The 21,877-nt window shown below is 71.2% G+C and carries 22 protein-coding genes; 13 read left to right on the top strand and 9 right to left on the bottom strand.

Going from position 1 to position 21,877, the window contains the following annotated elements; translation table 11 throughout:
- Nucleotides 1–39: 39 nt before the first annotated feature.
- The 6 genes from DVK05_RS01150 to DVK05_RS01125 all read left to right on the top strand — a co-directional run bounded on the left by DVK05_RS01150 (nt 40) and on the right by DVK05_RS01125 (nt 5,620).
- On the top strand, nt 40–591 hold the full coding sequence (locus DVK05_RS01150; RefSeq protein ID WP_121561619.1) for a hypothetical protein: 552 nt from the start codon (nt 40–42) through the stop codon (nt 589–591).
- A complete protein-coding gene (locus DVK05_RS01145; protein WP_121561618.1) occupies nt 588–2,093 on the top strand; it encodes a DUF58 domain-containing protein in 1,506 nt (501 codons plus the stop codon). Before DVK05_RS01150 ends, DVK05_RS01145 begins: the two co-directional genes overlap by 4 nt.
- A complete protein-coding gene (locus DVK05_RS01140; protein ID WP_121561617.1) occupies nt 2,033–2,668 on the top strand; it encodes a hypothetical protein in 636 nt (211 codons plus the stop codon). Before DVK05_RS01145 ends, DVK05_RS01140 begins: the two co-directional genes overlap by 61 nt.
- A 56-nt stretch (nt 2,669–2,724) precedes the next feature.
- Nucleotides 2,725–3,420, top strand: coding sequence for a phosphoribosyltransferase (locus DVK05_RS01135; protein ID WP_121561616.1), 696 nt, complete (start codon nt 2,725–2,727; stop codon nt 3,418–3,420).
- 12 nt (nt 3,421–3,432) lie between these two features.
- On the top strand, nt 3,433–4,071 hold the full coding sequence (locus DVK05_RS01130; protein WP_121561615.1) for an HD family hydrolase: 639 nt from the start codon (nt 3,433–3,435) through the stop codon (nt 4,069–4,071).
- 151 nt (nt 4,072–4,222) lie between these two features.
- Nucleotides 4,223–5,620 (top strand): FAD-dependent oxidoreductase, encoded by a 1,398-nt coding sequence (locus DVK05_RS01125; RefSeq protein ID WP_121561614.1) that lies wholly within the window; start codon nt 4,223–4,225, stop codon nt 5,618–5,620.
- Nucleotides 5,621–5,684: 64 nt separating this feature from the next.
- On the opposite strand, the gene DVK05_RS01120 is transcribed toward DVK05_RS01125, so the two are convergent.
- A complete protein-coding gene (locus DVK05_RS01120; protein ID WP_121561613.1) occupies nt 5,685–6,122 on the bottom strand; it encodes a hypothetical protein in 438 nt (145 codons plus the stop codon).
- A gap of 94 nt (nt 6,123–6,216) precedes the next feature.
- Nucleotides 6,217–7,641, bottom strand: a complete 1,425-nt coding sequence (locus tag DVK05_RS01115; RefSeq protein WP_121561612.1) for an HD domain-containing protein — start codon at nt 7,639–7,641, stop codon at nt 6,217–6,219.
- A 127-nt stretch (nt 7,642–7,768) separates the two neighbouring features.
- Between DVK05_RS01115 and DVK05_RS17200 the strand changes: the two genes are divergently transcribed.
- The 3 genes from DVK05_RS17200 (at nt 7,769) to mtnP (ending at nt 9,862) form a co-directional block, all read left to right on the top strand.
- A complete protein-coding gene (locus DVK05_RS17200; protein ID WP_199241335.1) occupies nt 7,769–7,930 on the top strand; it encodes a hypothetical protein in 162 nt (53 codons plus the stop codon).
- The gene (locus DVK05_RS01110; protein ID WP_121561611.1) at nt 7,927–8,925 is read left to right on the top strand and encodes a YeiH family protein; all 999 of its coding nucleotides are present in this window, start codon (nt 7,927–7,929) and stop codon (nt 8,923–8,925) included. Before DVK05_RS17200 ends, DVK05_RS01110 begins: the two co-directional genes overlap by 4 nt.
- A gap of 70 nt (nt 8,926–8,995) precedes the next feature.
- The gene (gene mtnP / locus DVK05_RS01105) at nt 8,996–9,862 is read left to right on the top strand and encodes an S-methyl-5'-thioadenosine phosphorylase (protein ID WP_121561610.1); all 867 of its coding nucleotides are present in this window, start codon (nt 8,996–8,998) and stop codon (nt 9,860–9,862) included.
- 54 nt (nt 9,863–9,916) lie between these two features.
- On the opposite strand, the gene DVK05_RS01100 is transcribed toward mtnP, so the two are convergent.
- From DVK05_RS01100 to DVK05_RS01090, 3 genes are read right to left on the bottom strand one after another with little or no spacing between them, the layout of a single operon-like run.
- The gene (locus DVK05_RS01100; RefSeq protein WP_121561609.1) at nt 9,917–10,921 is read right to left on the bottom strand and encodes a ScpA family protein; all 1,005 of its coding nucleotides are present in this window, start codon (nt 10,919–10,921) and stop codon (nt 9,917–9,919) included.
- On the bottom strand, nt 10,914–14,498 hold the full coding sequence (gene smc / locus DVK05_RS01095; protein ID WP_121561608.1) for a chromosome segregation protein SMC: 3,585 nt from the start codon (nt 14,496–14,498) through the stop codon (nt 10,914–10,916). The genes DVK05_RS01100 and smc overlap by 8 nt, the downstream gene beginning before the upstream one ends.
- An 18-nt stretch (nt 14,499–14,516) precedes the next feature.
- Nucleotides 14,517–14,966 carry a bZIP transcription factor gene (locus DVK05_RS01090; protein ID WP_121561607.1) on the bottom strand — a complete coding sequence of 150 codons (450 nt, stop codon included), beginning with the start codon at nt 14,964–14,966 and terminating at the stop codon, nt 14,517–14,519.
- A 178-nt stretch (nt 14,967–15,144) separates the two neighbouring features.
- On the opposite strand from DVK05_RS01090, the gene DVK05_RS01085 reads away from it, so the two are divergent.
- From DVK05_RS01085 to ftsZ, 3 genes are all read left to right on the top strand, one after another.
- Complete coding sequence (locus tag DVK05_RS01085; RefSeq protein ID WP_121561606.1) at nt 15,145–15,744, top strand: zinc ribbon domain-containing protein; 600 nt, start codon at nt 15,145–15,147, stop codon at nt 15,742–15,744.
- Nucleotides 15,745–15,959: 215 nt separating this feature from the next.
- Nucleotides 15,960–16,139 carry a ribbon-helix-helix domain-containing protein gene (locus tag DVK05_RS01080; protein WP_004595187.1) on the top strand — a complete coding sequence of 60 codons (180 nt, stop codon included), beginning with the start codon at nt 15,960–15,962 and terminating at the stop codon, nt 16,137–16,139.
- 4 nt (nt 16,140–16,143) lie between these two features.
- Nucleotides 16,144–17,379 (top strand): cell division protein FtsZ, encoded by a 1,236-nt coding sequence (gene ftsZ / locus DVK05_RS01075; protein ID WP_121561605.1) that lies wholly within the window; start codon nt 16,144–16,146, stop codon nt 17,377–17,379.
- A gap of 63 nt (nt 17,380–17,442) precedes the next feature.
- Here the strand turns inward: ftsZ and DVK05_RS01070 are convergent, their stop codons facing one another.
- The gene (locus DVK05_RS01070; protein ID WP_121561604.1) at nt 17,443–18,420 is read right to left on the bottom strand and encodes a TIGR00269 family protein; all 978 of its coding nucleotides are present in this window, start codon (nt 18,418–18,420) and stop codon (nt 17,443–17,445) included.
- Nucleotides 18,421–18,617: 197 nt separating this feature from the next.
- On the opposite strand from DVK05_RS01070, the gene DVK05_RS01065 reads away from it, so the two are divergent.
- A complete protein-coding gene (locus DVK05_RS01065; protein ID WP_121561603.1) occupies nt 18,618–19,136 on the top strand; it encodes a DUF4442 domain-containing protein in 519 nt (172 codons plus the stop codon).
- A 21-nt stretch (nt 19,137–19,157) separates the two neighbouring features.
- Here the strand turns inward: DVK05_RS01065 and DVK05_RS01060 are convergent, their stop codons facing one another.
- The 3 genes from DVK05_RS01060 to DVK05_RS01050 all read right to left on the bottom strand — a co-directional run bounded on the left by DVK05_RS01060 (nt 19,158) and on the right by DVK05_RS01050 (nt 21,770).
- On the bottom strand, nt 19,158–20,102 hold the full coding sequence (locus tag DVK05_RS01060; RefSeq protein WP_121561602.1) for an alpha/beta fold hydrolase: 945 nt from the start codon (nt 20,100–20,102) through the stop codon (nt 19,158–19,160).
- An 81-nt stretch (nt 20,103–20,183) separates the two neighbouring features.
- Complete coding sequence (gene meaB / locus DVK05_RS01055) at nt 20,184–21,350, bottom strand: methylmalonyl Co-A mutase-associated GTPase MeaB (RefSeq protein ID WP_121561601.1); 1,167 nt, start codon at nt 21,348–21,350, stop codon at nt 20,184–20,186.
- Entirely contained in the window at nt 21,351–21,770 is a 420-nt protein-coding gene (locus DVK05_RS01050) for a cobalamin B12-binding domain-containing protein (protein ID WP_121562430.1), read from the bottom strand.
- Nucleotides 21,771–21,877: the final 107 nt, after the last annotated feature.

Below are 21,877 nucleotides of genomic sequence, written 5' to 3'. Positions count from 1 at the left end.
CGCGACCGCGAGCGCCGGACCCGACGGGGGTGAGCCGTAGTGCGACCGCTCGCGATCGTCGGGGTGGCGGCGGTCGCCGTCGGCGTCCTCGCGGCGCTCGACCGCGGCATCGCGGCGGCCACCTCCCCCACCTCGGCCGTGGTGACGCTGATCGGCGTCCTCGGCGTGGTCCAAGGAGTGCGGTACGCGAACGCGCGCCGCGACCGGCGGCGGCTGCTGACCGACCCCGGCGAACCGGAGCGGCGCGCGCCCGCCGCGGTGCCCGGGACGGACCTCGACGAGCGGATCGCGCGGGTCGTCAGCCCGGCGCCGGGCGGCTACCGGGACCGGCGGGACCTCCGCGACCGGATCCGGGAGGTCGCGGTCGACGCCGTCGCCCGCGACCGGAACTGCCCGCCCGAGGCCGCGGCGACGGCCGTCGACGACGGGACGTGGACGGACGACCCCACCGCGGCCGCCTTCTTCGACACGCGGAGCGCGTACCCGGTCCGCGTCCGCCTGTCGGCCGGGATCCGGGGACGCTCGAACTACTGGTACGGGCTCCGGGCCGCGGTCGACGAGATCGAACGGATCGAGGGTGGTGCGGCGTGAGCGACCCGCGAGGCGCCGAGGTGGCGACCGACTCGGACGCGGCCGCGGCCGACGGGAGCGAGACGAGCGGCACGGAACGGGACGACCGATCCGAGCCGACGGCCGACCGGGCCGACGGGTCGCAGGCCGACGCGCCGGGAACCGAAGGCGAGACGGTCGAAGGAACCGACGAGGCGACCGGAGACGCTTCCGAGGCGGCCGGAGGACCGGCCGCGGCACCGACCGACCGCGAGCGTCGGCGCGAGGTCGCAACCGACCGCTGGCTGGGGGTCGCCGGGGCGGCGCTGGCCCTCGTCGGCCTTGGCGTGCTCGTCCGGCAGTCGTCGCTGGTGCTCGCCGGCGCGGTCGGGGTCGGCTACGCCGTGTACGCGCGGGCCGGCGAGGCCCCGACGCCGACGCTCGCGGTCACCCGGACGGTGAGCGACGAGGCGCCGGCGCCCGGCGACGAGGTGCGCGTGACGGTCCGCGCGGAGAACGTCGGGGAGGCGCCGCTCCCGGACCTCCGGCTCGTCGACGGCGTCCCCCCGGGGCTGGCGGTCGCCGAGGGACCCGCGCGCGTCGCCACGGCGCTGCGGCCCGGAGCCGCGGTAACGTTCGAGTACACGGTGCGCGCGGCCCGGGGCGACCACGAGTGGGAGCCGATGACCGCGGTGACGCGCGACGCCGCTGGCGCCCGCGAGCGCGCGACGGCCCTCGACGCGCCGACCGCGATCGCCTGTACCCCCGAACTGGCCGCCGGCGGGGACCTCCCCCTCCGCGGGCTGACGACCGTCCACCACGGCCGGGTCCCGACAGACGTGGGCGGCGCCGGCGTCGAGTTCCACGCGACCCGGGAGTACCGCCGGGGCGACCCGCTCAAGCGGATCGACTGGAACCGCCGGGCGCGGACAGGCGAGCTGTCGACCGTCGAGTTGCGCGAGGAGCGCTCGGCCACCGTCGTGCTGCTCGTCGACGCCCGCGAGTCCGCGTACGCCGCGTCCGACCCCGACGCCGAGACCGCGGTGGAGGCGAGCGTCGCGGCCGCCGGCCAGGCGTTCTCGGCGCTCCTCGACGGCGGCGACCGGGTCGGCATCGCGGCGCTGTCGCCGCTGGACTGCTGGCTCCCGCCCGGCAGCGGGACCGTCCACGCCGCCCGCGGGCGGGAGACGCTGGCGACCGATCCGGCGCTGGCGCCGACGCCGAGCGACGAGCGGTTCTACCGGTCGCTGTGGCTCCGGCGGTTCCGGCGGCGGCTCCCGGCCGACGCGCAGGTGCTGTTCTTCACGCCGCTCGTCGACGATACGGCGGCGACGCTCGCCCGCCGGATCGACGCGCACGGGCACCTCGTGACGGTCCTCTCGCCGGACCCCACCGCGACCGGGACGGTCGGCCAGCGGCTGACGACCTTCGAGCGGCGCCAGCGGCTGCGGTCGCTCCGGTCCGGGGGGATCCGCGCGGTGGAGTGGGGCGACGACTCCTTCCCGGTCGCCGTCGCGGCCGCGACGAGGCGGTGGTCGCGATGAGCGGCGACGAGTCGACGGCCCGGCCGACCGGCGACGACCCGATCGGCGACGGCCCGATCGGCGACGGCGCGCACGGCGACTTCCACGAGACGGACGCGCGGTCGCCGACGGTCGCGGTCGTCGCGAGCCTCGCGGCCGCGGGGGTCGCCGCGACCGCGGGGCTGGTCGCGAGCCCGGTCGGCGGCGCGCTGCTCGGCGTCGCCGCGCTCGGGTTCCTCGCCGGCTCGCTCCGGCGGTCGACGCGGGTCCTGACGTGGGGCGCCGCCGTCGGCGTGGTCGGCCTCGCGGTCGCCGGGTACCGCGGCGCGACCGCCGAGCCGCTGCTCGTCGCCGCCGTCGGGCTGGCGGTCGCGTGGGACGTGGCCGACCACGGCGTCGGCCTCGGCGAGCAGGTCGGCCGGGGCGCGCGGGTCCGGCGCAACGTCGCGGTCCACGCGGGGCTGAGCCTGCTCATCGGCGCGCTCGCGGCGGGGCTCGTCTACGGCGTCTCACTCGCGGTCGGCGGGGGCCAGCCCGTGGCCGCGCTCGCGCTGCTACTGGCCGGCGGTATCGCGCTGATCTCGGCGCTGCGGTGAGGCCCGCGACGCCGGAGCTAAACCCTTATCAGCGCGCGGGTGGCAGGTACGGTCGTATGAGCGACCTCCCGGACGACTTCGACTGCACGCTCACCAACTGGGAGTACATCTACGGGCTCTGCCGCAACGTCTCCGACGCGGTGAAGCGGGCCGACTTCGAGCCGGACATGGTGGTCGCGCTGGCCCGCGGCGGCTGGTTCGCGGGCCGCTGCGTCTGCGACTTCCTCGGGCTCAACGACCTCACGAGCCTCAAGATGGAACACTACGTGGGCACCGCCGAGAAGAGCGGTGAGCCCCAGATCCGCTACCCGATGCCGGAGGGGAGCGTCGAGGGCAAGAACGTCCTCATCATCGACGACATCGCCGACACGGGCGGCTCGATCCGCCGCGCCGAGGAGTACGTCGACGAGCGGAACGCGGCTGAGATCCGCACCGCGACGCTCCAGCTCTTAGGCACCTCGGAGTTCCAGCCCGACTTCGTGGGCGAGCGGCTCGAACAGTGGACGTGGGTCGTCTACCCGTGGAACTTCCTCGAAGACATGATCGACCTCACTGAGGGCGCGATGGAGCGCGCCGACGAGTCGGCGTTCTCGCGGGAGGACCTGCGTCACTACTTAGAGGAGTACCACGGCATCGGCCGGATCGAGATGGAGGTCGCCCAGCCCGACCGCCTCGACGAGGTCATCGACGAGATGGTCCGCCGGGACGTCGCGGAGCCCGTCGGCGACGACAGCTGGGCGCTCGCCGAGTAGCGGCCCGGAGCGATGGCCGACGAACGGCGCGACGCGGACGGCGACCCGGCGCTCGACGCCGTCCTCGCCGCCTACGACCTGAAAGACGAGGAGCGCACCGGGTGGCAGCTCCGCGGGGTCGACGCGCCCGAGTCCGTCGCCGCCCACTCGTGGGGGGTCGCCTACCTCGTCGTGACGCTCGGCGACCGGTTCCGCGGGGACCTCCCGGGCGTCGACCTCGACCGCGCGCTCCGGCTCGCGGTCGTTCACGACGTGGCCGAGGCGGAGACGGGCGACGTGGCGACCCGAGCCGACTCGACCGCGGACGCGGTCGACCGCGAGGCGAAGGCGGCGGCGGAGCGCGAGGCGATGGCCGACCTCGCCGGCCCGCTCCCCGAGCGCGTCGCCGACGCCTGGGAGGCGTACGAGGCCCGCGACTCGCCGGAGGCCGTGCTCGTCAAGGAGTGCGACCTGCTCGACGCCTGCCTCCAAGCCCTGTTGTACGAGCGCGGCGACCGGTACGCCCCGGAGCGCGGCGAGCCCGACGCCTTCCGCGAGTACGACGACTTAGACGAGTTCTTCGCGACGGCCGAGCCGCGCCTCCAGACCGACGCGGGCCGCGCGCTGTTCGCCGCGGTCCGCGAGCGGTACCGCGCCGCGCGCGACGGGTGACTCGAGAGGGCCCGAACCGCGGCGACGCCGGCTGTTCGACGATCGTCGTGTTCGAGATAGACGTTCGTAGGCCCTCTACCGCACGATTTCGCGCGAAGATGGTAAGATGGTTAACGGGGGAGGGCGTTTCGCGAGGTGAGTTTCACCACGCATGTCTGACACCGATCTCGTAATCGTCGGCGGGGGGATAAGCGGGGCGTCGCTTCTGTACACGGTCGCGAAGTTCACCGACGTCGACGACGTCACGCTGATCGAGAAGGAGCGGGAGGTCGCCGCGATCAACTCCCACCGGACGAACAACTCCCAGACCCTCCACTTCGGGGACATCGAGACGAACTACACCTTGGAGAAGGCCGAGGAGGTCAAGGAGGGCGCGGAGCTGCTCGCGGGCTACCTCGAGGGGGCGGACCCCGACCGCGAGATGCACAGCAAGCGCAGCAAGATGGTCCTCGGGGTCGGCGACGAGGAGGTCGCCAAGCTGGAGGAGCGCTACCGCGAGAACGGGTTCGGCGACCTGTTCCCGAAGCTCCGCGAGATCGGCCGCGAGGAGATCGCCGAGCTGGAGCCGAAGGTCGTCGAGGGCCGCGACCCCGACACCGAGCTGAAGGCGCTCCAGACGCCCGACGGCTACGTCGTCGACTACGGCGCGGTCGCCGAGTCGTTCGTCGAGGCCGCCCGCGAGGAGGACGGCGTCTCCGTCCACCTCGGGACGACCGTGACCGGCGTCGACGACCGGGGCGACGGGTTCGTCGTCGACACCGACGACGGCGCGTTCGACGCCGAGGCGGTCGTCGTCGCGGCCGGCTCGCACAGCCTCCAGTTCGCCAAGGAGATGGGGTACGGGGAGGGCATGTCGCTTCTGCCCGTCGCGGGGAGCTTCTTCCTCGCGGACGACCTGCTGAACGGGAAGGTGTACACGCTCCAGATGAAGAAGCTCCCGTTCGCGGCGGTCCACGGCGACGCCGACGTCCACGACGGGAGCGTCACCCGGTTCGGCCCGACGGCGAAGCTCGTGCCCGCCTTGGAGCGCGGCCACCTCTCGACGGTGAGCGACTTCGTCGACGTGTTCGGGTTCAACCCCGACTCCGTGCTGAGCTACGTCAACATCCTCTCGGACAGGATCCTCTTCCCGTACGTCGTCCGCAACCTCGTGTACGACCTCCCCGGCGTCGGGAAGCGCGCGTTCCTGCCGAACGTCCAGAAGGTCGTGCCGAGCGTCGACGTCGACGACATCGACCGCGCGAAGGGGTACGGCGGCGTGCGCCCCCAGATCGTCGACACCGAGAACAAGGAGCTGGACATGGGCGAAGCGAAGATCGTTGAGGACGGAATCTTATTCAACATCACGCCCTCGCCCGGCGCGTCGACCGCGCTGAAGAACGCGATGACCGACGTCGAGACCGTCCTGGACTTCTTCGAGGACGACTACGAGTTCGACGAGGCCGCCTTCCGCGACGCGACCATCGAGAACTTCCCGCGGGCCGACGAGGAGTCCGACGCCGAGGCCGACGACGCCGAGGACCCCGTTCCCGCGGAAGCCGACGACTGAGCCATTCGGCGACGGGCCGAGATCGACGCGCGCGTCTGTCCGCGACGACCTCTACTCCACGCAGTTAGCGACGGTTCCCGATCCGGCGAGTGAGTACACCCAACGCGTAGCTGACCGCGACGAGGACGACCGCTACCGGCGCCCAGAGCGCCGGCGCCCCGTGCCCGTAGAACGACAGCACAAACGCCACGGGCGCCGCCCGCTGCGTCGAGATCAGCCACGTGTAGAACGCCACCGGACCGTACACCGGTCCGACCACCAGCGCCGCACTGACGAGCAGCCCGCCTCCGCCGTACGCGGCTCCCACCGCGAGCAGCACGCCGAGCAGGACGAACAGCCACAGGATCGCCTCGGGTATCGCGTCGAAGACTGCGTGCGACGCGAGCGCGAACAGTCCGGTCGCGGCGAACAGCCCGACCGCCGCCGCGGCCCCGAATCGCCTCGGCGACGATCGACTTCCGAAGAGCGCTCGTCGAACCGTCTCGTTGGCGTCGAGGGGCATGGCGACCGGTCGGGGGACCTCCTTCTCGAAGCGCGTACGCCCCGTCTCGGTATGTGCTTTGGGCTCGCCGACGCGGTCTGACGGGACCGTCGGCCTACTCCGCCGACGCGTCGACGACCTCCCGCTCGAACGCCTCCCGGAGCACGCGGATCGCCCGCCGCTTCGTCCCGCCGGGGACGAAGACGAAGGGGATCGGCACGTCGAATGCGCGGTCGCCGTACAGCCCCCAGTCGGCGACCGAGCGCGTCGTGCCGCCGTACGCGATGGGGATGTCCTCTAGCTCGTCGGGGTCGTAGGCGGGGACGTACGAGCGGTCGATCCACACCTCGTGGACCGGCACGTCGAGGGCGTCGGCGAGGAGCCGCTCTAAGCGGTCGTCACCGGCCGTGAGCCACGCGGTGAACTCGTCGAGGGGGTCGCCGTCCACCGGGAGGTCGTCGTCGAGGTCGCCGCCGATCCGGTCGGCGAGCGCGATCCGGTGTTTCCAGCAGGTGGCGGGGAACCGCCGGCCGCGGAAGCGGTCGTACATCGACGCGAGCGTCGAGTCGGGGTGCTCGCGGGCCGCGACCCGGAGCCGTTCGAGCACGGCGTTGTCGTCGAGCTCCCGGTCGATGATGCCGTCCACCGTCACGGGGCTCTCGCCGGTGACGCGCTGGTACTCGCCGAGCATCGCCTGGAGGAGCCGGTTCGCGTACACCGACTTGTGGTGCTGGGTGACCCACATGTACAGCGCGATCCGGCCTTCGAGGTAGTTGCCGATGGTCGACAGCGCCTTCTCCGAGAGCGCCAGCCCCGCCTCCGGGTGCGCGGTGTAGGCGTCGACCATGCGCTCGACGTCGAAGCTCAACACGCCCGCGCCGGTCATCTCGTTGTCGCGGGTGATGTAGTCCAGCCGGTCCACGTCGATGGGGGAGTGGAGCAGCTGGGCGCCGACCCCGTACTGCCACGGCTCGCCGCGCTCGTACGCGAGGCTGTACCCGAGGACGTACGCGCACACCTCGAAGGGGTCCACGTCGAACGCGCGGAGGGCGTCGCCGTACTCCTCGACGATGATGGCGCAGCCGAGCAGCTCGTGGGGGTTCGCCGAGCGGAGCGGCGCGCCGCCGACGCCGGCCCGGTCGAAGGCGTCGACGAGGCCGGTCTCCGCGACGCGCTCCCGGAGGACGCCCTCGTCGAGGAACCCCTCGGAGAGGTGCGAGAACGGCGGGTGCCCAACGTCGTGGAGCAGGCAGGCGCACGACAGGGTGCGCTGGATCTCCTCTAGCTCCTCGACCGTCGCGTCCCGGGCGAAGTACGACTGCCGGCGGAGGTTCTCGAAGACGGTCCGCCCGAGGTGGTAGACGCCGAGCGAGTGCTCGAACCGGGTGTGGTTCGCGCCCGGGTACACCAGGTGGGTCGCCGAGAGCTGGCGGACGTACCGCAGCCGCTGGAACGGTCGCGTGTCGACGACACCCTCGACGAGCGCGTCCGGCAGCTCGATGTAGCCGTGGACGGAGTCTTTGATCTGCGTGGTGGACATCGATTGTGGTCACCACACCCTCCCGCGCCCTGCCTCTTTCGGTCGCCGCCCGACGGCCGTCCGGCTCCCGCCCTCGGAGAACGCCCCGAGTCACACGGCATAAATGCGAGCGCGCCGAGCCACGGGTATGGTATCGGACGCCGCCGACGGGACGGACGCGGGAGCGGGCGACGCCGGCGCGGCCGGCCCGTCGCTCGTCGACCGCTGGACCGCGCTCGACCGCGGCTGGCAGGCGCTCGCGCTGGGGCTCGGGATCGTCGCCGCGCACCTCGTCGGCCAGGCGCTGTGACGGGGGTCGTCGAGGCGGTCCGGGCGTACCTGCCCGGTCTCGCGCTGCTCGCGGGGGGCGCGGTCGCGGCGACGCTCGTCGCGGACGCGGTCCCCGGCCTCCAGCCGCTCGTCGTCGCCGTTGCGCTCGGCGTCGGGGTCGGGAACACCGTCGGGATCCCCGAGATCGCGGAGCCGGGGGTCGGCGTCGACAAGCTGTTCTTGGAGACCGGGATCGTGCTGCTCGGCGCCGCGGTCGCAGTCGAGGAGTTCCTGGCCGCCGGCCCGCGGGTCCTCGGCCTCGTGGTGGCGGTCGTCGCCGGCGGGCTCCTGTTCGCCGAGGCCGTCGCGCGCGGCCTCTTCCGGATCGGGTCGCCCACCTCGTCGCTCCTGGCCGCGGGCGCGAGCATCTGCGGCGTCTCCGCGGTCGTCGCGATCGGGAGGGTGCTGGACGCGCGCGGCGCCGCGATCACCTTCGCGGCCGCGACGATCCTGCTTTTCGACGCCGCGACCCTCGTCGCGTTCCCCCTAGCGGGCGAGTGGCTCGGCCTCACGGGCCGACAGTTCGGCGTCTGGGCGGGCGTGAGCATGTTCTCGACCGGCCCCGTCGCGGCCGCGGGGTTCGCCTACTCCCCCGAGGCGGGCCAGTGGGCGACGGTGACGAAGCTGGCGCGCAACTCGCTGCTGGGCGGGGTCGCGGTCGCGTACTCGGTCGCGTACACGGCGCGCTCCGCGGCCGACCCGGGCGTGCGGCGGCTGTGGGCGGAGTTCCCGAAGTTCCTGCTCGGCTTCCTGATCGTGGCGGCGGTCGCAAACAGCGGGCTGCTCTCGCCGGCCGCGCTGGCGTCGATCGGCCGCGTCTCGGACGCGTTGTTCGCGCTGGCGTTCGTCGGCCTCGGGCTCTCGATCCGGATCGACGACATGCGCGCGGTGGGCGCCGCGCCCGTGGGCGCGGTGCTGGTCCACCTGCTCGCCGTGAGCGCGGTCGCGCTCGCGGCGGTGCGCTGGCTGCTGTGAGCCGGGTCGACCGCACGCCGGCGTCGGACGGGTTCACGTCATATAAGTAGCGAGCGGGCGCATTCCAGGTATGGGCACCATCGGATTCATCGGCGGCAGCGGCATCTACGAGGCGCTCCCGCTCAACGACGTGCGCGAGATCGAGTTCGACACGCCGTACGGCGAGCCGAGCGACGCGGTGACGATCGGCGAGTTCGGCGACACGGGCCGCGAGGTCGCGTTCCTCCCGCGCCACGGCTCGAACCACGGCGTCTCGCCGACCGACCTCCCGTACCGCGCCAACATGTACGCGCTGAAGCAGGCGGGCGTCACGCACATCTTCGCGTCGAACGCGGTCGGGAGCCTCAAAGAGGAGCTTGAGCCCGGGACGCTCGTCGTCCCCGACCAGATCTACGACCGGACGAAACACCGCGACCTCTCCTTCTACGGCGACGGCGTCGTCGTCCACCAGCCGTTCGCGGACCCGTACAGCCCGGAGCTCGTCGACCACCTCACCGAGGCCGCGGAGTCGGCCGCGCCCGAAGACACCGGCGTCGTGAAGGGCGGCACCTACGTCTGTATCGAGGGGCCGCAGTACTCGACGCGCGCGGAGTCGGAGTTCTACAAGAGCCAAGGCTGGGACCTCGTCGGCATGACCGCGATCCCGGAGGCGAAGCTGGCCCGGGAGGCCGAGATCGCGTACGCGACGATCGCCGGCGTCACCGACTACGACGTCTGGAAGGAGGACAGCGAGGTGACGCTCGAAGAGGTGCTCGAAAACGCCGAGAAGAACCAGAATGCCATCAAGGCCGCCGTCGAGGAGGCCGTGCGAACGCTCCCCGACGATCTGGAGTGCGACGCGCACACCGCGCTCGAAGGGACCGTCAACACGCCGACCGAGGCGATCCCCGAGGAGACGAAGGAGCGCGTCGAGCCGCTGCTGGGCGACTACCTGTAAGACACCGACCGCGGGGCGTGCAACACGCGTCGGTTCGGTCCCGGTCCGACCGAGTCAGTCCGCGACCGCTTCCGACTCGCCGGTCATCGCCGCCGGGTCCTTCACCCACAGGTCGCCGAACAGGTCGTCCTGCTGGAGCCGGACCGAGCCGCGGTGGGCCATGAACAGCAGCGCGAGGTACGTCATGAACGGGCGGCCGCCGGCGGTTTCGATCTCCGCGAACAGCACCTCCGTGCGCCCGCGGTCGAAGTGGGTGCGGAGGGCGTTGTCGATCTCCACGATCACTTCCTCGATGTCCTCGTCGTGTGTGCGGTCGGTCGCCTCGCCGGCGGTCGGCTCCCCGTCCTGTCGGAACTCGTCGCCGGCGTGGTAGTCGAGGGTCTGCGTGCCCCTGGCGTGGCCGTGCGGCGACTCGGAGGTGTCGTACTCGCGGGAGTCCTTCCACCAGGAGCCGCGCTCAGCCTCGCGCAGCTCGCGGACCAGCTCGTCGAGCGTCTCCGGCGAGCCCCGGGTGTTCTTGCGGTCGAGCCGACGGTCGATCTCCGCTTCGAGCTTGTCGACGGGGTCGAACCCGTCCGCGGCCGGGTCGGGCGCGCCGCCCTCCATCGCGGCCTCCCACGGCTCCGGCTCGGGCTCGTCGTCCTCGTCGTCGTCCGCCAGCATGCCGTCGCTTTTCATCCGGAGCAGGACGCTGGCGTAGAACAGCGCCCGCCCCGTCGTCCGGAGGTCCGTCTCGTCGAGCTTCTCCAGGAAGGCGTCCGTCACCCGGACGATGTCGATGTCCCACGGCTCGATCTCGCCCTCCTCGGCCAGTTGGACGAGCAGCTCGACGGGCTCGACCTCGTCCTCGTCGGTCTCGTCCGGGGGCGAGATGTCGGTCACGTCCGACCCGGGGTCGGTCGCCGTCGACGCGGGTCCGCCGGACGGCTCGGAACTGTCGGACGACTCGGAGCGGGCGTCCGACGCGCCCCCGTCGCGGCCCGGGGCGTCGTCGGCGAACGGGTCGGCGCCGTCGCGCTCGCTCGTCAGGTCGAGGTCGGGGACGCCGTCGTCAGTCATCCGCGCTCACCTCCTCCTCGTCCGCGTCGTCGCCGAACTGCATCCCGGTCACCGCCGAGAGGTTGTCGCCCTGCATCGTGACGCCGATGGCGCGGTCGGAGCGCTCCAACAGCGCCGAGCGGTGGCCGACGACGACGAACTGAGCGTCCTCGGCCAGCTCCTCGATCATCTCGCCGACGCGCTCGGCGTTGACCGCGTCGAGGAAGGCGTCGATCTCGTCGAGCGCGTAGAACGGCGCGGGGTTGTGCCGCTGGACGGCGAAGATGAAGGACAAGGCGGTCAGCGACTTCTCGCCGCCGCTCATCGCGTCGAGCCGCTGGACCGGCTTGTCCGCGGGCTGGGCCTTCATCGTCAACCCCTCCTCGAAGGGGTCCTCGGGGTTCTCCAAGACGAGCTCGCCCGTCCCGGCCGAGAGCCGCGCGAAGATGTCCCGGAAGTGGTCGTTGATCGACTCGAACGTCTGCATGAACGTCTCCTTCTTGGCCGCCTCGTACCCCTCGATGCGCTCCTCGATGGCGTCGCGCTCCTCGACGAGCACGTCTCGGCGCTCCTGGAGCTCGTCGAGCGCCGCCTGGACCTCGTCGTACTCGTCTATCGCGAGCATGTTCACGGGCTCTAACGCCTCCATCTCCGCCTCGATCGCCTCGATCCGCGACTCCACCTCGTCGAGGTCGGGGATCTCGTCGGCGTCGTAGTCGCCGACCTGCGACTCCAGCTCGTCGATCTCCCACTCCAAGCGGTCGCGGCGGTCCGTGAGGTCCGACAGGTCCGACTCCGCCTCGGAGACGAGCGAGCGCTGCTCGTCGCGCTTCCGGGTCGCCTCGCGGATCTCCTCGCGGAGCTCCTCGCGCTCCTCTTTCAGCTCCGTGAGCTCCGCTTCGAGGTCGGCGATCGCCTCCTTCTTCTCGGCCAGCTCGGCCTCCTTCTCCTCGATCGCGGCCTCGTGGTCGGCGATCGCCTCCTCCGCTTCCGCCTTCGCGTTCTGCGCCTCCTCGACGTCGTCGTGGAGGCCGTCCAAGGCGTCCTCGGCGTACCCCTTCTCCAGCTCCAGCTCGTTTATCCGCCCGTCGAGCGAGTCCATCCGGTCTTCAAGCTCGTCGATCTCCGCGCGGATCTCGTCGGCGCGCTCGGAGAGCTCCGGGATCTTCGAGTCGGCGAGCTCGGCCTCGATCTCCGATATCTCGGCTTCGAGCTCGTCGATCGCCGCGTCCGTCTCCGCGAGCTCCTCGTCTAACGCCGTCATCTGCTCGTCGACGGACTCGCGCTCCGCCTCCAGCTCCTCGAGCTCGTCCTCCAGCTCTGCGATCCGAGCTTCCGCCTCTGCGAGGTCGTCCTCGGCGCGCTCGACGTCCGCCTCCAGCGACCGCACGCGCTCGGCCGCGTCGGCCTTCCGGTCGCGCGCGTCCGCGATGTCGTCGTCGAGGGCGTCGATCTCCGACTGGACCGACTGCCGCTCGTCTTCGAGCTCGGAGATCTCCGTCGCGAGCCGCTCCAGTTTGCCGCCGCCGGACTTCGTGAACGAGTAGCGGGAGCCGCCGCCGGAGCCGCCGGTCATCGCGCCCGACTTCTCGACGAGGTCGCCGTCGAGGGTGACCATCCGGTAGTCGCCCATCAGGTCGCGGGCGGTCGCCATGTCCTCGACGACGAGCGTCGAGCCGAGCACGTACGAGAAGATCGACTCGTACTCCGCGTCGTAGTCGACGAGGTTGCGCGCGAAGTCGACGACGCCCGGCACCGACGGCTTCCGCGGGAGGCTCCGGTCGTCCATCTTCGTGATCGGGAGGAACGTCGCCCGGCCTGCGTTCCGCCGTTTCAGGTAGTCGATACAGGTCGAGCCGACGCCGTCGTCGTCGACGACGACGTTCGCCAGCCGCCCGCCGGCGGCGGTCTCGCACGCCTCGGCGTATTCGGCCGCGACCGAGCCGAGCTCGCCGACCGCGCCGTGGACGCCGTCGATGCCGCCGTTCTTCACCTCGGTGACCGCCCGCGGCCAGGAGGCGTCGCCGCGCTCGTCTGCGGCCGCCTCCAGCTTTGCGTACTCGTTCTGCTTCTCGCGGAGGGTGTCTTCGATCTCCCCCAGTCGCTCCTCCTTCTCCGCCTTCTCGGCGAACAGGTCCGCGACCGCGTCCTCGATGGTCGCCTCGTTCTTCTCGGCCTTGTCGAGCTCGCCTTTCAGCTCGGAGATCCGCGCCTTGTGCTCCGGGATCGACTCGCGGGCGTCCTCCAGCTCCTCGCGGGCCTCGCTCACCGCGTTCGAGCGGCGGCGGGCCTCGTCGAGGAGCCGGTCCTTCTCGCGTTGCGTCTCGTTTTTCTCCTCGCGGAGCGACTCGATCGCCTCCTTCTTCTCCGCCAGCTCGGCCTTCAGCTCGTCGAACTCCGTGTCGGCGCCCTCGATCTCGGCCTCGACGTCCGCGAGCTCGGACCGCTTCGTCGCCAGCTCCGACTTCACCGACGCCTTCTCCACCTTCGTCTCGCGGATCTCGGCGTCGAGCTCCTCGATCTTCTCCTCCTTCCGGTCGATCTGGACGAACGCCTGCCGGCGGTCGTTCTCTGCCGACTCGGCGCGCGACTCGGCCGACTCGATCCGGTCTTCCAGCCGCGAGACCTCGCCTTTGATCTCTTCGATCTCCGAGCGGATCTCGATCTGTTCCTCCTCGCCCTTCGTCTCGATCTCGTGGTTGAGGTCCGCGAGGTCCTCTTCGAGGCGGGTGAGCTTCCCCTGCCTGGCGTCGAGCTCTTCGCGGAGCTCGGCGAGGTCGGTCTCCGCCGCGTCGATGTCGCCCTCCACGTCCGCGAGCGCCTCGCGCTTCTCTTCGAGCTCCGAGGCCTTCCGGAACCCGCGGTACTCCTCAAGCTCCTCGCGGAGCTCCTGGTACTGGAGGGCGGTCTCGCGCTCGTCGGCGAGCTGGTCGAGCCGGTCCTGCTTCTCGCCGATGCGGAGGTCGGCCTCGCCGATCCGGTCTTCGACCGTGTCCAGCTCCTCGTAGGCGGCCTCCTTCTTCTCGTCGAACTCCGCGACGCCCGCGATCTCGTCGACGATCCCCCGCCGCTGGTAGGGGGTCATGTTGATGATCTCGGTGACGTCGCCCTGCATCACCACGTTGTACCCCTCCGGCGTCACGCCCGCGCTCGCGAGCAGGTCCTGGACGTCCGAGAGGTTCACCGACCGCCCGTTGAGGTAGTAGTACGAGTAGTAGTTGTCCTCGGTCTCCTTCACGCGGCGCTTGATCGTGATCTCGGAGACGTCGCCGACGTTCTCCGTGCCGGCCGCGGAGACGACCTGCGAGCGGTCGAGGGTGCCGTCCTCGTTGGAGAGCACGACCGTGACGGAGGCCTCGTTCGGGCCGTCCGCGGCCTCGCCGTCGTCGTGGCCGGGGTTGTAGATGAGGTCGGTGAGCTTCTTGGCGCGGATCCCGCGGGTGCGGGCGAGGCCGAGCGCGAACAGCACGCCGTCGATGATGTTCGACTTCCCGGAGCCGTTCGGACCGGTGACGACAGTGAAGTCCTCGTAGAACGGGATCCGCGTCGTACGCCCGAAGCTCTTGAACCCGTCCAGAACGACTTCAGTGATGTGCATGGGGTCGGAGGCGACCGCTTACGCGACGATGATGTCGTCGCCTTCGCTCGACTCGCCCTCGTCGTCCTCGGCGCTCTCCTCGGCGTCGGGGGTCGTCGCCGACTGCTCCGGGACGATGACGTCGTCGCCCTCGGCCGCGTCGGCGGCGGCCGCCTCGTCCGCGCCGTCGGACGACTCCTCGACGGACTCGAAGACGTCGACGTGGTCGTCGGAGTGCGTCGTCCGCTCGCCGCCGGCCGCGGCCTGCGCGGCGTCGTCGGCCGCGGGCTCGTCGTCCGACGCGTCGCCGGCCGCGCTCGCCTCGGAGCCGGCCGCCGCGCCCGCGGCGTCGGCCTCGACCGCGACCGACCGCTCGTCTTCCAGCTGTCGGACGCGCTCTTTCATCTCGACGAGCTCCTCGGTGAGCCCGTTGACCGCCGCCTGTAGCTCCGCGACCTGCCGTTCGAGGTCCTCGACGCGGTTACTCATATACACACGCATGCTCGCGCGACGCGTATAAATCTGCGTCAGACACACGTGTGACCAAATCACACGATTCGGCGGGCAGTCGCCCGATTCGGCCGGCGAGCGACGAACGTTTCATCACCGTGAAACGTGTCAGACGCCGGGGGAAGATACTTGTACTGACCGAGGATACACGTTCGGTATGAGCAAGATCACCTTCCGGGCGGACGACGACCTCGTCGACCGGCTGGAAGCGTGTGACGCCTCCAAGAGCGAGGTGATGCGGGAGGCGCTCCGGACCCACCTCGACGGGACGGGAGACGAGTCCGACGCGTCGGACGTGTCGGCCGGGAGCGTCGACGACGCCCTCGCGGACCGCGTCGACGACCTGATCGCGGAGCGGCTCGACGCCGCGCTCGACGAGCGGCTCGGTCCGGCCGGCGGCGCCCCGTCCCCGGCGTACGCGGCCGGGAGCCCGGGCGACATCAACGTAAACGTCACCCTCGACGCGCCGAGCGCCGAGTCCGACGACAGGGACGACGAGGTGCGTGTGACGCGTGAGACGGCCGGCGACGCGGAGCCGGCGGCGCGTAAGACGGACCCGGGCGCGAAGCCGCGCGAGAACGCCTGCGGCGGCTGCGGAGAGGTCGTCCCGTCCGAACACGTGTACTGTCCGAACTGCGGCGAAAAGCAGTCACACAGGGCCTTCTGCGAGTGCGGCGACGAGCTCCGGACCGACTGGGCGTTCTGTCCCGGGTGCGGGCGTCGGACGCCGGCGGCGGACGTGTTGAAGGATCAGTAGTCCGGCGTAAGACCCCGCGCATACGCCGCGGCCCGTTCACCGGCAGATTGTCTTACAACCTCCGATAGTTTTATAATGGTAGCCTCAGAGATACGAGTTGCGTAAGACGGTCGTCTTACAGCGTCCGTCCGGTCGGGGTGATACCCCGGTTTCGGGCGGTCTCGCGCTGTAAGACACACGCGTCGCGTGGTCGCCGTCTTACCGGGGGAATACCAATGGAGCGTGTGACACTACGAATCCCGAAACAGCAGATCGACGAGGTCGAACAGATGGTGGAGACGGGCGAGTTCCCGAACCGGAGCGAGGCGATCCGGTCGGCCGTCCGCGACATGTTGAACGAACAGGACGGCGAGCGCGACGAGCGCGGCCGCAACCGCAACTGGGCGAAGGTGTAAACTGATGCAAGATCTCGTTCAGGACGCCCTCGACAACGCGGAAGCGGAGAAGCGCGACATGGACGTCGACATGGACGACGACGAGTTCGGGGACCCCCGAATCGTCATCGTCGGTGCCGGCGGCGCCGGGAACAACACGGTCAACCGGCTGTACAACATCGGCGTCGACGGCGCCGACACCGTCGCCATCAACACGGACAAACAGCACCTCAAGATGATCGAGGCCGACACCAAGATCCTCGTGGGCAAGTCGCTCACGCAGGGGCTCGGCGCCGGCGGCGACCCCAAGATGGGCGAGCGCGCCACCGAGATGGCCCAGGGCACGATCAAGGAGGTGCTCGGCGACGCCGACCTCGTCTTCGTCACCGCCGGCATGGGCGGCGGCACGGGCACCGGCGCGGCGCCGGTCGTCTCGAAGATCGCCAAAGAGCAGGGCGCCATCGTCGTCGGCATGGTCTCGACGCCGTTCAACGTCGAGCGCGCCCGCACGGTGAAGGCCGAGGAGGGCCTCGAAGACCTCCGCAACGAGGCCGACTCGATCATCGTCCTCGACAACAACCGCCTGCTCGATTACGTCCCGAACCTACCGATCGGGAAGGCGTTCTCCGTGATGGACCAGATCATCGCGGAGACGGTGAAGGGGATCTCGGAGACGATCACCCAGCCGAGCCTCATCAACCTCGACTACGCGGACATGTCGACGATCATGAACCAGGGCGGCGTGGCGGTCATGCTCGTCGGCGAGACGCAGGACAAGAACAAGACCCAAGAGGTGGTCAACGACGCGATGAACCACCCGCTGCTCGACGTCGACTACCGCGGCGCCTCGGGCGGGCTCGTCCACATCACGGGCGGCCCCGACCTCACGCTGAAGGAGGCCGAGGGGATCGCGAACAACATCACCGAGCGGCTGGAGGCGAGCGCCAACGTGATCTGGGGCGCCCGCATCCAAGAGGAGTACAAGGGCAAGGTGCGCGTCATGGCGATCATGACGGGCGTCCAGAGCGCGCAGGTGCTCGGCCCCTCCACCCAGAAGCAGGCCGACAAGTCCCGCGCGGCCGTCAACGGCGAGGAGCTCAGCGACTCGCGCTCGCGCGCCGCCGAGGCGAACGGGAGCCCGGGCGCGGCGGGCGACAGGGGCGAAGCGGCCGTCTCCGGCGGCACCGACCGCGGCGCGTGGGAGTCCGACGGCGGCAGCGACCCCATCGAGAAGAACAACGGCCTCGACGTCATCCGCTGAGCGTACCCCGGAGGACAGACGGCTAACCGCTTTTTTGACTCGGTTCGGAGAGGAGGCGTCGGGTCAGACCGCTTCGAGCGACTCCAGCAGTCGACACTTCCGACAGACGTCGCGGCTCGTCTGCGAGCCGCAGCGCTCGCACTCGCCGAGGTCGGGGGTCTCGCCGTCGCCGTCCCCGTCGCGGTAGGCGTCTGCCGCGAGCGCGGACAGCTCCTCGTAGCCGGCCATGATCGAGTGGCGCGCGCCGGGGTGGTTCTCCTCTAGCGCGTGGATCGTCGACTGGATCTCGCCGCGGTACGCCTCCTCGGCGTGGGGGCACTCGGCCATGTGGGTCGGGAGGTCGCGCACGTGGCAGTACAGGGCGATCTCCTTCTCCGGCACGTCGCGGAGGGGCTTGGCGCGCGGGACGAACGCGTCGGTCTCGGCGCGCTCGTCGAACGGGCCGAGCGAGGCGTCGAAGTGCTTCGCGACCTGTCGCACGTCGCCCTCGAGGAAGTTCATCATCGCGGTCTGCGCCTCGTCGTCGAGGTTGTGGCCGGTGAGCAGCTTGTCCGCGTCGAACTCGGCGGCGTACTTCTCGAGGAGGTCGCGGCGGAACACGCCGCAGTACGCGCAGGCCGCCATGTTCTCCGGGTCGTCCTCGACCACGTCGTCCATCCGCACGTCGAACTCCTCCTCGTAGGACACCAGCTCGTGGCGCATCGAGAGGTCGTCGGCCAGCTCGACGCAGGCGTCGACGCTCTCGTCGCGGTACCCCTCGATGCCCTCGTGGATCGTCAGGGCGAGCATCTCCACGCGGGGGTCCGCCCCGAACACGTCGTCGAGGATCTGGGTCAGCGCGACGCTGTCTTTCCCGCCGGAGAGGCCGATCACCCAGCGGTCGGGGGCGTCGGGCGTCGCGTCCGTGTCGAGGAGACCGTCCTCGCGGACCCGACGCTTCACGCGCTTCTCGACCGACAGCCGGAGGTGCTCGCCGCAGAGGTGCGCCCCGGAGTAGGCGGCGTGGTGGATCGCGTCGGCTCCGCACTTGTCGCACTCCATCGGTGTCCGGTTGCGCTCGCGCGGGGATACCCGTTTCGGGCCGACCGCGCGAGGCGGGCCGCGGAACCGGGACGGGCCGAGGGCGAGCGCTCGCGGGCACGGTGAGACCCGCGTAAACGAGCGGTAAACGTCGACAACCCCCGGCCGGTTGTCGCCGGTTCCGACACCGGTTTGTCGCCGGCCCGTCGCGGATCGCCGTGAGCGATTCCCCGACCGGCGTCGACCGCGACCCCGACCCGCGACCCCTGCGCGAGGACCCCCCGGCGGAGAGCCGTCGGACGCGGCTCTGGCGCCTCGGGTTCAACCTCATGCCCGCGTACCGGGGGACGGGCGCGCGCGTGGACCACATCGCGGCCGACTGGCGCTACGTCCGGATCCGCGTCCCGTTCAACTGGCGCACCCGGAACGCGGTCGGGACGGTCTTCGGCGGCAGCATCTACGGCGCGATCGACCCGGTGTACATGATGATGCTGCGGCGGGTCCTCGGCGACGGGTTCACGGTCTGGGACAAGTCGGCCGCGCTGGAGTTCATCGAGCCCGGCCGCGACACGCTGTACGCGGAGTTCGACCTCCCGACCCGGGAGACGGAGGCGATCCGCGAGGCGCTCGCGCCGGGCGAGTCGACCGACCGCGAGTACCTCGTCTCGCTCGTCGACGAGGAGGGCGAGGTCCACGCGGCCTGCGAGAAGACGCTGTACGTGCGCCGCGACGAGTAGCCGCCCGAGAGCGTCGGCGGGCTACGCCGTCGCGCCGGCGACGAGCGCCTCCTCGACCGTTTCGACGAACCGGTCCGGGTGTTCGACGTGCGGGAGCAGCCGCGCGCGGTCGAAGACGACGAGGCGCGCGTCGGCCGCGTCGGCGAGTTCACGCCCCTCGGTGAGCGGGCTGACCGTCGCCTCGCGGCCCCAGACAATCGTCGGCGGCACGTCGAGGTCGGCGAGCGCGGCCGCGAGGTCGACCTCGCTGTTGAGCGTCCCCGAGACGAACGACGCGGGCGCGAACCGGGCGTTCTCGACGTGGGTGGTCCGCCACTCGTAGTCGGTCCACTCGGCGCTCGGGTTCGCGGGGTCGTCGTAGCCGTGGTCGGCGTTGAAGTAGCGGATCGACGGCTTCGCCGTGATGGCGTTGAACAGCGCCCGTCCGACGAGCGGGGCGCGGAGCAGTTCGCGGAGCCACCCCTTCGCCGGGCTCGGACCCGCGGTCGCCGTCGGACAGACGGCGACGAAGCCGCGCAGCTCGACGCCGTCCTCGCCGTCGGTCGCCGCGACCGCGTACGCGGCCGACAGCGAGGAGGCGACCACCGCGGGCTCGTCGAACGCGGCGAGGAAGTCGTGGACGAAGTCCTCGTACAGCGCCGCGGAGTAGCGGAGCGGCGGGCGGTCGGACCGGCCGTAGCCGGGGAAGTCGGGCGCGATGACGTGGTAGTCGGCGGCGAGGTCGTCGAACACCGCGCGCCACTCGCCGGAGGAGCCGGCGGCGTTGATCCCGTGGAGCAGGACGAGGTCCGGGTCGTCCGGGTCGCCCGCCTCGGTGTACGCGACGTCCATCCCGCGCCAGCGGAAGACGCCGTCGTTGCCGTCGAGCGGGGACTCTAACTCGCCCTCGTAGCGGAGACCGGTGTTGAGCGCGGCGAGCGCGCCGACGCCGAGGGCGGCGCTGCCGAGGAGGTTCCTGAGCTTCATAGAATACTGTTGGTTCGCTGGCGACTTATACTCGTGGGACGCGCCCCGGCGGACCGCGGCCGCGACGGCGGGGCGGCGCCGTCAGTCGTCGCGATCCCGGTCGCCCGCCTCCTCGACGCAGTCGGCGATCGGCCCGACGATCGCCTCCGCGACCGCGTACGGGTCGGTCTCGCGGTCGCGGACCCGCTCCGCGAGGCGGTCGATCCCGCCGTGCCGCTCGATCTCGGCGGTCGCGATCTCCCCCACGTCCGCCCGCACGAGCGTGCGGATCTCCGCGGCGTACCGCCGGCGCTCGGTCGCCTCGATCTCGCCGGACTCGCGGAGGTACGCCGCGTGCGCGTCGAACGCCTCGATCAGCGCCTCGACCCCCTCGCCGGTGTTCGCGACAGTCTCTAACACGTCCGGCGTCCACGACTCGTCGTCCCCCGAGTCGTCCGCGTCGGGCTCGTCGCGGCCGGAACCGCCCGATCGGGCGCCGTCGCGCTGTCCCGCGGCGCCGCCCGTCGAGGCCATCGAGGCCGCGCCGTGGTGGCCGGCGTCGCGGGCCGTCGTCGTCCCCTCGCGGCGGTGGACCATCTCCTCCAGCTCGGCGACGGTCCGCTGGGCGCCGTCCATGTCGGCCTTGTTCACGACGAACACGTCGCCGATCTCTAAGATGCCGGCCTTCAGCGTCTGGACGTCGTCGCCGGAGCCGGGCTGGACCAGGACGGCGACCGTGTCGGCGGTCCGGACCACGTCGACCTCGTTCTGCCCGGCGCCGACGGTCTCTAAGACGACCACGTCCTTCCCGAAGGCGTCGAGCGCCTTCACAGCGTCCGCGGTCGCGGTCGAGAGGCCGCCGAGCTGGCCGCGCGCGCTCATCGACCGGAAGAACACGTCCATGTCGCCGACGTTCGACCCCATCCGGATCCGGTCGCCGAGGACGGCCCCGCCGGTGTACGGCGAGGAGGGGTCGACCGCGATCACGCCGACGGTGTCGCCGCGGTCGCGGTAGGCGGCCGCCAGCTTGTCGACGAGCGTCGACTTCCCGGCGCCCGGCGAGCCGGTGACTCCGATCACGTCGGCCCCGCCGGTGTGCTCGTGGAGCGCGGAGACGATCGCCCGGTACCCGGGCGTCCGGTTCTCTATCTTGGTGATGACCCGGGCGAGCGCGCGGTGGCTCCCCGAGAGGAGGTCCTCGACGAGCGCGGCGTCCGCGTCGGTGAGCGACGGCGCGTCCGCGAACGCCGGTGCGTCCGGCCCGGCCATCTACGCGCGCTCCGGGACGTTGTTCCGGATGAACTCGATCGTCTCCTCCATCGGCGTCCCGGGTCCGAACACCTCGGCGACGCCCAGTTCCTTCAGGTCGTCCTCGTCCTCGTCCGGGATGATCCCGCCGACGAGGACGAGGGTGTCGTCGAACGCGTCGTACTCCTTCAGCCCCTCGATCACCTTCGGGACCAGCGTGTTGTGCGCGCCGGAGAGGATCGAGATCCCGAGGACGTCGACGTCCTCCTGGACCGCCGCCTGGACGATGTCCTCCGGCGCCCGGTGGAGCCCGGAGTAGACGACCTCGAAGCCGGCGTCGCGGAACGCCCGCGCGATGACGTGTGCGCCCCGGTCGTGACCGTCGAGCCCGACCTTCGCGACCAGACACCGCACCGCGCGTTCCTGCTGTTCGGCGCTCATGTCCCACATTGGGTCGCGTGCGGGTTTGATTCTAACGGACGATGGGGAAGGTTCCGTCGCGGGGCGGGCGCCGCCGAGTCGGATCCGCGACCGACGCGTTGAACGCG

Origin of the sequence: Halorubrum sp. Atlit-8R (assembly GCF_003666025.1) — an archaeon.
GTDB classification, from domain to species: Archaea; Halobacteriota; Halobacteria; order Halobacteriales; family Haloferacaceae; genus Halorubrum; species Halorubrum salinarum.
The sequence above is the reverse complement of the archived record's forward strand: the minus strand, read 5'-3'. Positions and strand labels throughout refer to the sequence as shown.

Bases quoted from the DNA above. Each gene is read 5' to 3' on its own strand.
- ftsZ (WP_121561605.1), top strand. From the start codon at position 16,144: ATGCAAGATCTCGTTCAGGACGCCCTCGACAACGCGGAAGCGGAGAAG.
- DVK05_RS01090 (WP_121561607.1), bottom strand. From the start codon at position 14,966: ATGAGTAACCGCGTCGAGGACCTCGAACGGCAGGTCGCGGAGCTACAG.
- DVK05_RS01125 (WP_121561614.1), top strand. From the start codon at position 4,223: ATGTCTGACACCGATCTCGTAATCGTCGGCGGGGGGATAAGCGGGGCG.
- DVK05_RS01085 (WP_121561606.1), top strand. From the start codon at position 15,145: ATGAGCAAGATCACCTTCCGGGCGGACGACGACCTCGTCGACCGGCTG.
- DVK05_RS01130 (WP_121561615.1), top strand. From the start codon at position 3,433: ATGGCCGACGAACGGCGCGACGCGGACGGCGACCCGGCGCTCGACGCC.
- DVK05_RS01070 (WP_121561604.1), bottom strand. From the start codon at position 18,420: ATGGAGTGCGACAAGTGCGGAGCCGACGCGATCCACCACGCCGCCTAC.
- DVK05_RS01050 (WP_121562430.1), bottom strand. From the start codon at position 21,770: ATGAGCGCCGAACAGCAGGAACGCGCGGTGCGGTGTCTGGTCGCGAAG.
- meaB (WP_121561601.1), bottom strand. From the start codon at position 21,350: ATGGCCGGGCCGGACGCACCGGCGTTCGCGGACGCGCCGTCGCTCACC.
- DVK05_RS01135 (WP_121561616.1), top strand. From the start codon at position 2,725: ATGAGCGACCTCCCGGACGACTTCGACTGCACGCTCACCAACTGGGAG.
- DVK05_RS01100 (WP_121561609.1), bottom strand. From the start codon at position 10,921: ATGACTGACGACGGCGTCCCCGACCTCGACCTGACGAGCGAGCGCGAC.
- DVK05_RS01115 (WP_121561612.1), bottom strand. From the start codon at position 7,641: ATGTCCACCACGCAGATCAAAGACTCCGTCCACGGCTACATCGAGCTG.
- smc (WP_121561608.1), bottom strand. From the start codon at position 14,498: ATGCACATCACTGAAGTCGTTCTGGACGGGTTCAAGAGCTTCGGGCGT.
- mtnP (WP_121561610.1), top strand. From the start codon at position 8,996: ATGGGCACCATCGGATTCATCGGCGGCAGCGGCATCTACGAGGCGCTC.
- DVK05_RS01080 (WP_004595187.1), top strand. From the start codon at position 15,960: ATGGAGCGTGTGACACTACGAATCCCGAAACAGCAGATCGACGAGGTC.
- DVK05_RS17200 (WP_199241335.1), top strand. From the start codon at position 7,769: ATGGTATCGGACGCCGCCGACGGGACGGACGCGGGAGCGGGCGACGCC.
- DVK05_RS01060 (WP_121561602.1), bottom strand. From the start codon at position 20,102: ATGAAGCTCAGGAACCTCCTCGGCAGCGCCGCCCTCGGCGTCGGCGCG.
- DVK05_RS01120 (WP_121561613.1), bottom strand. From the start codon at position 6,122: ATGCCCCTCGACGCCAACGAGACGGTTCGACGAGCGCTCTTCGGAAGT.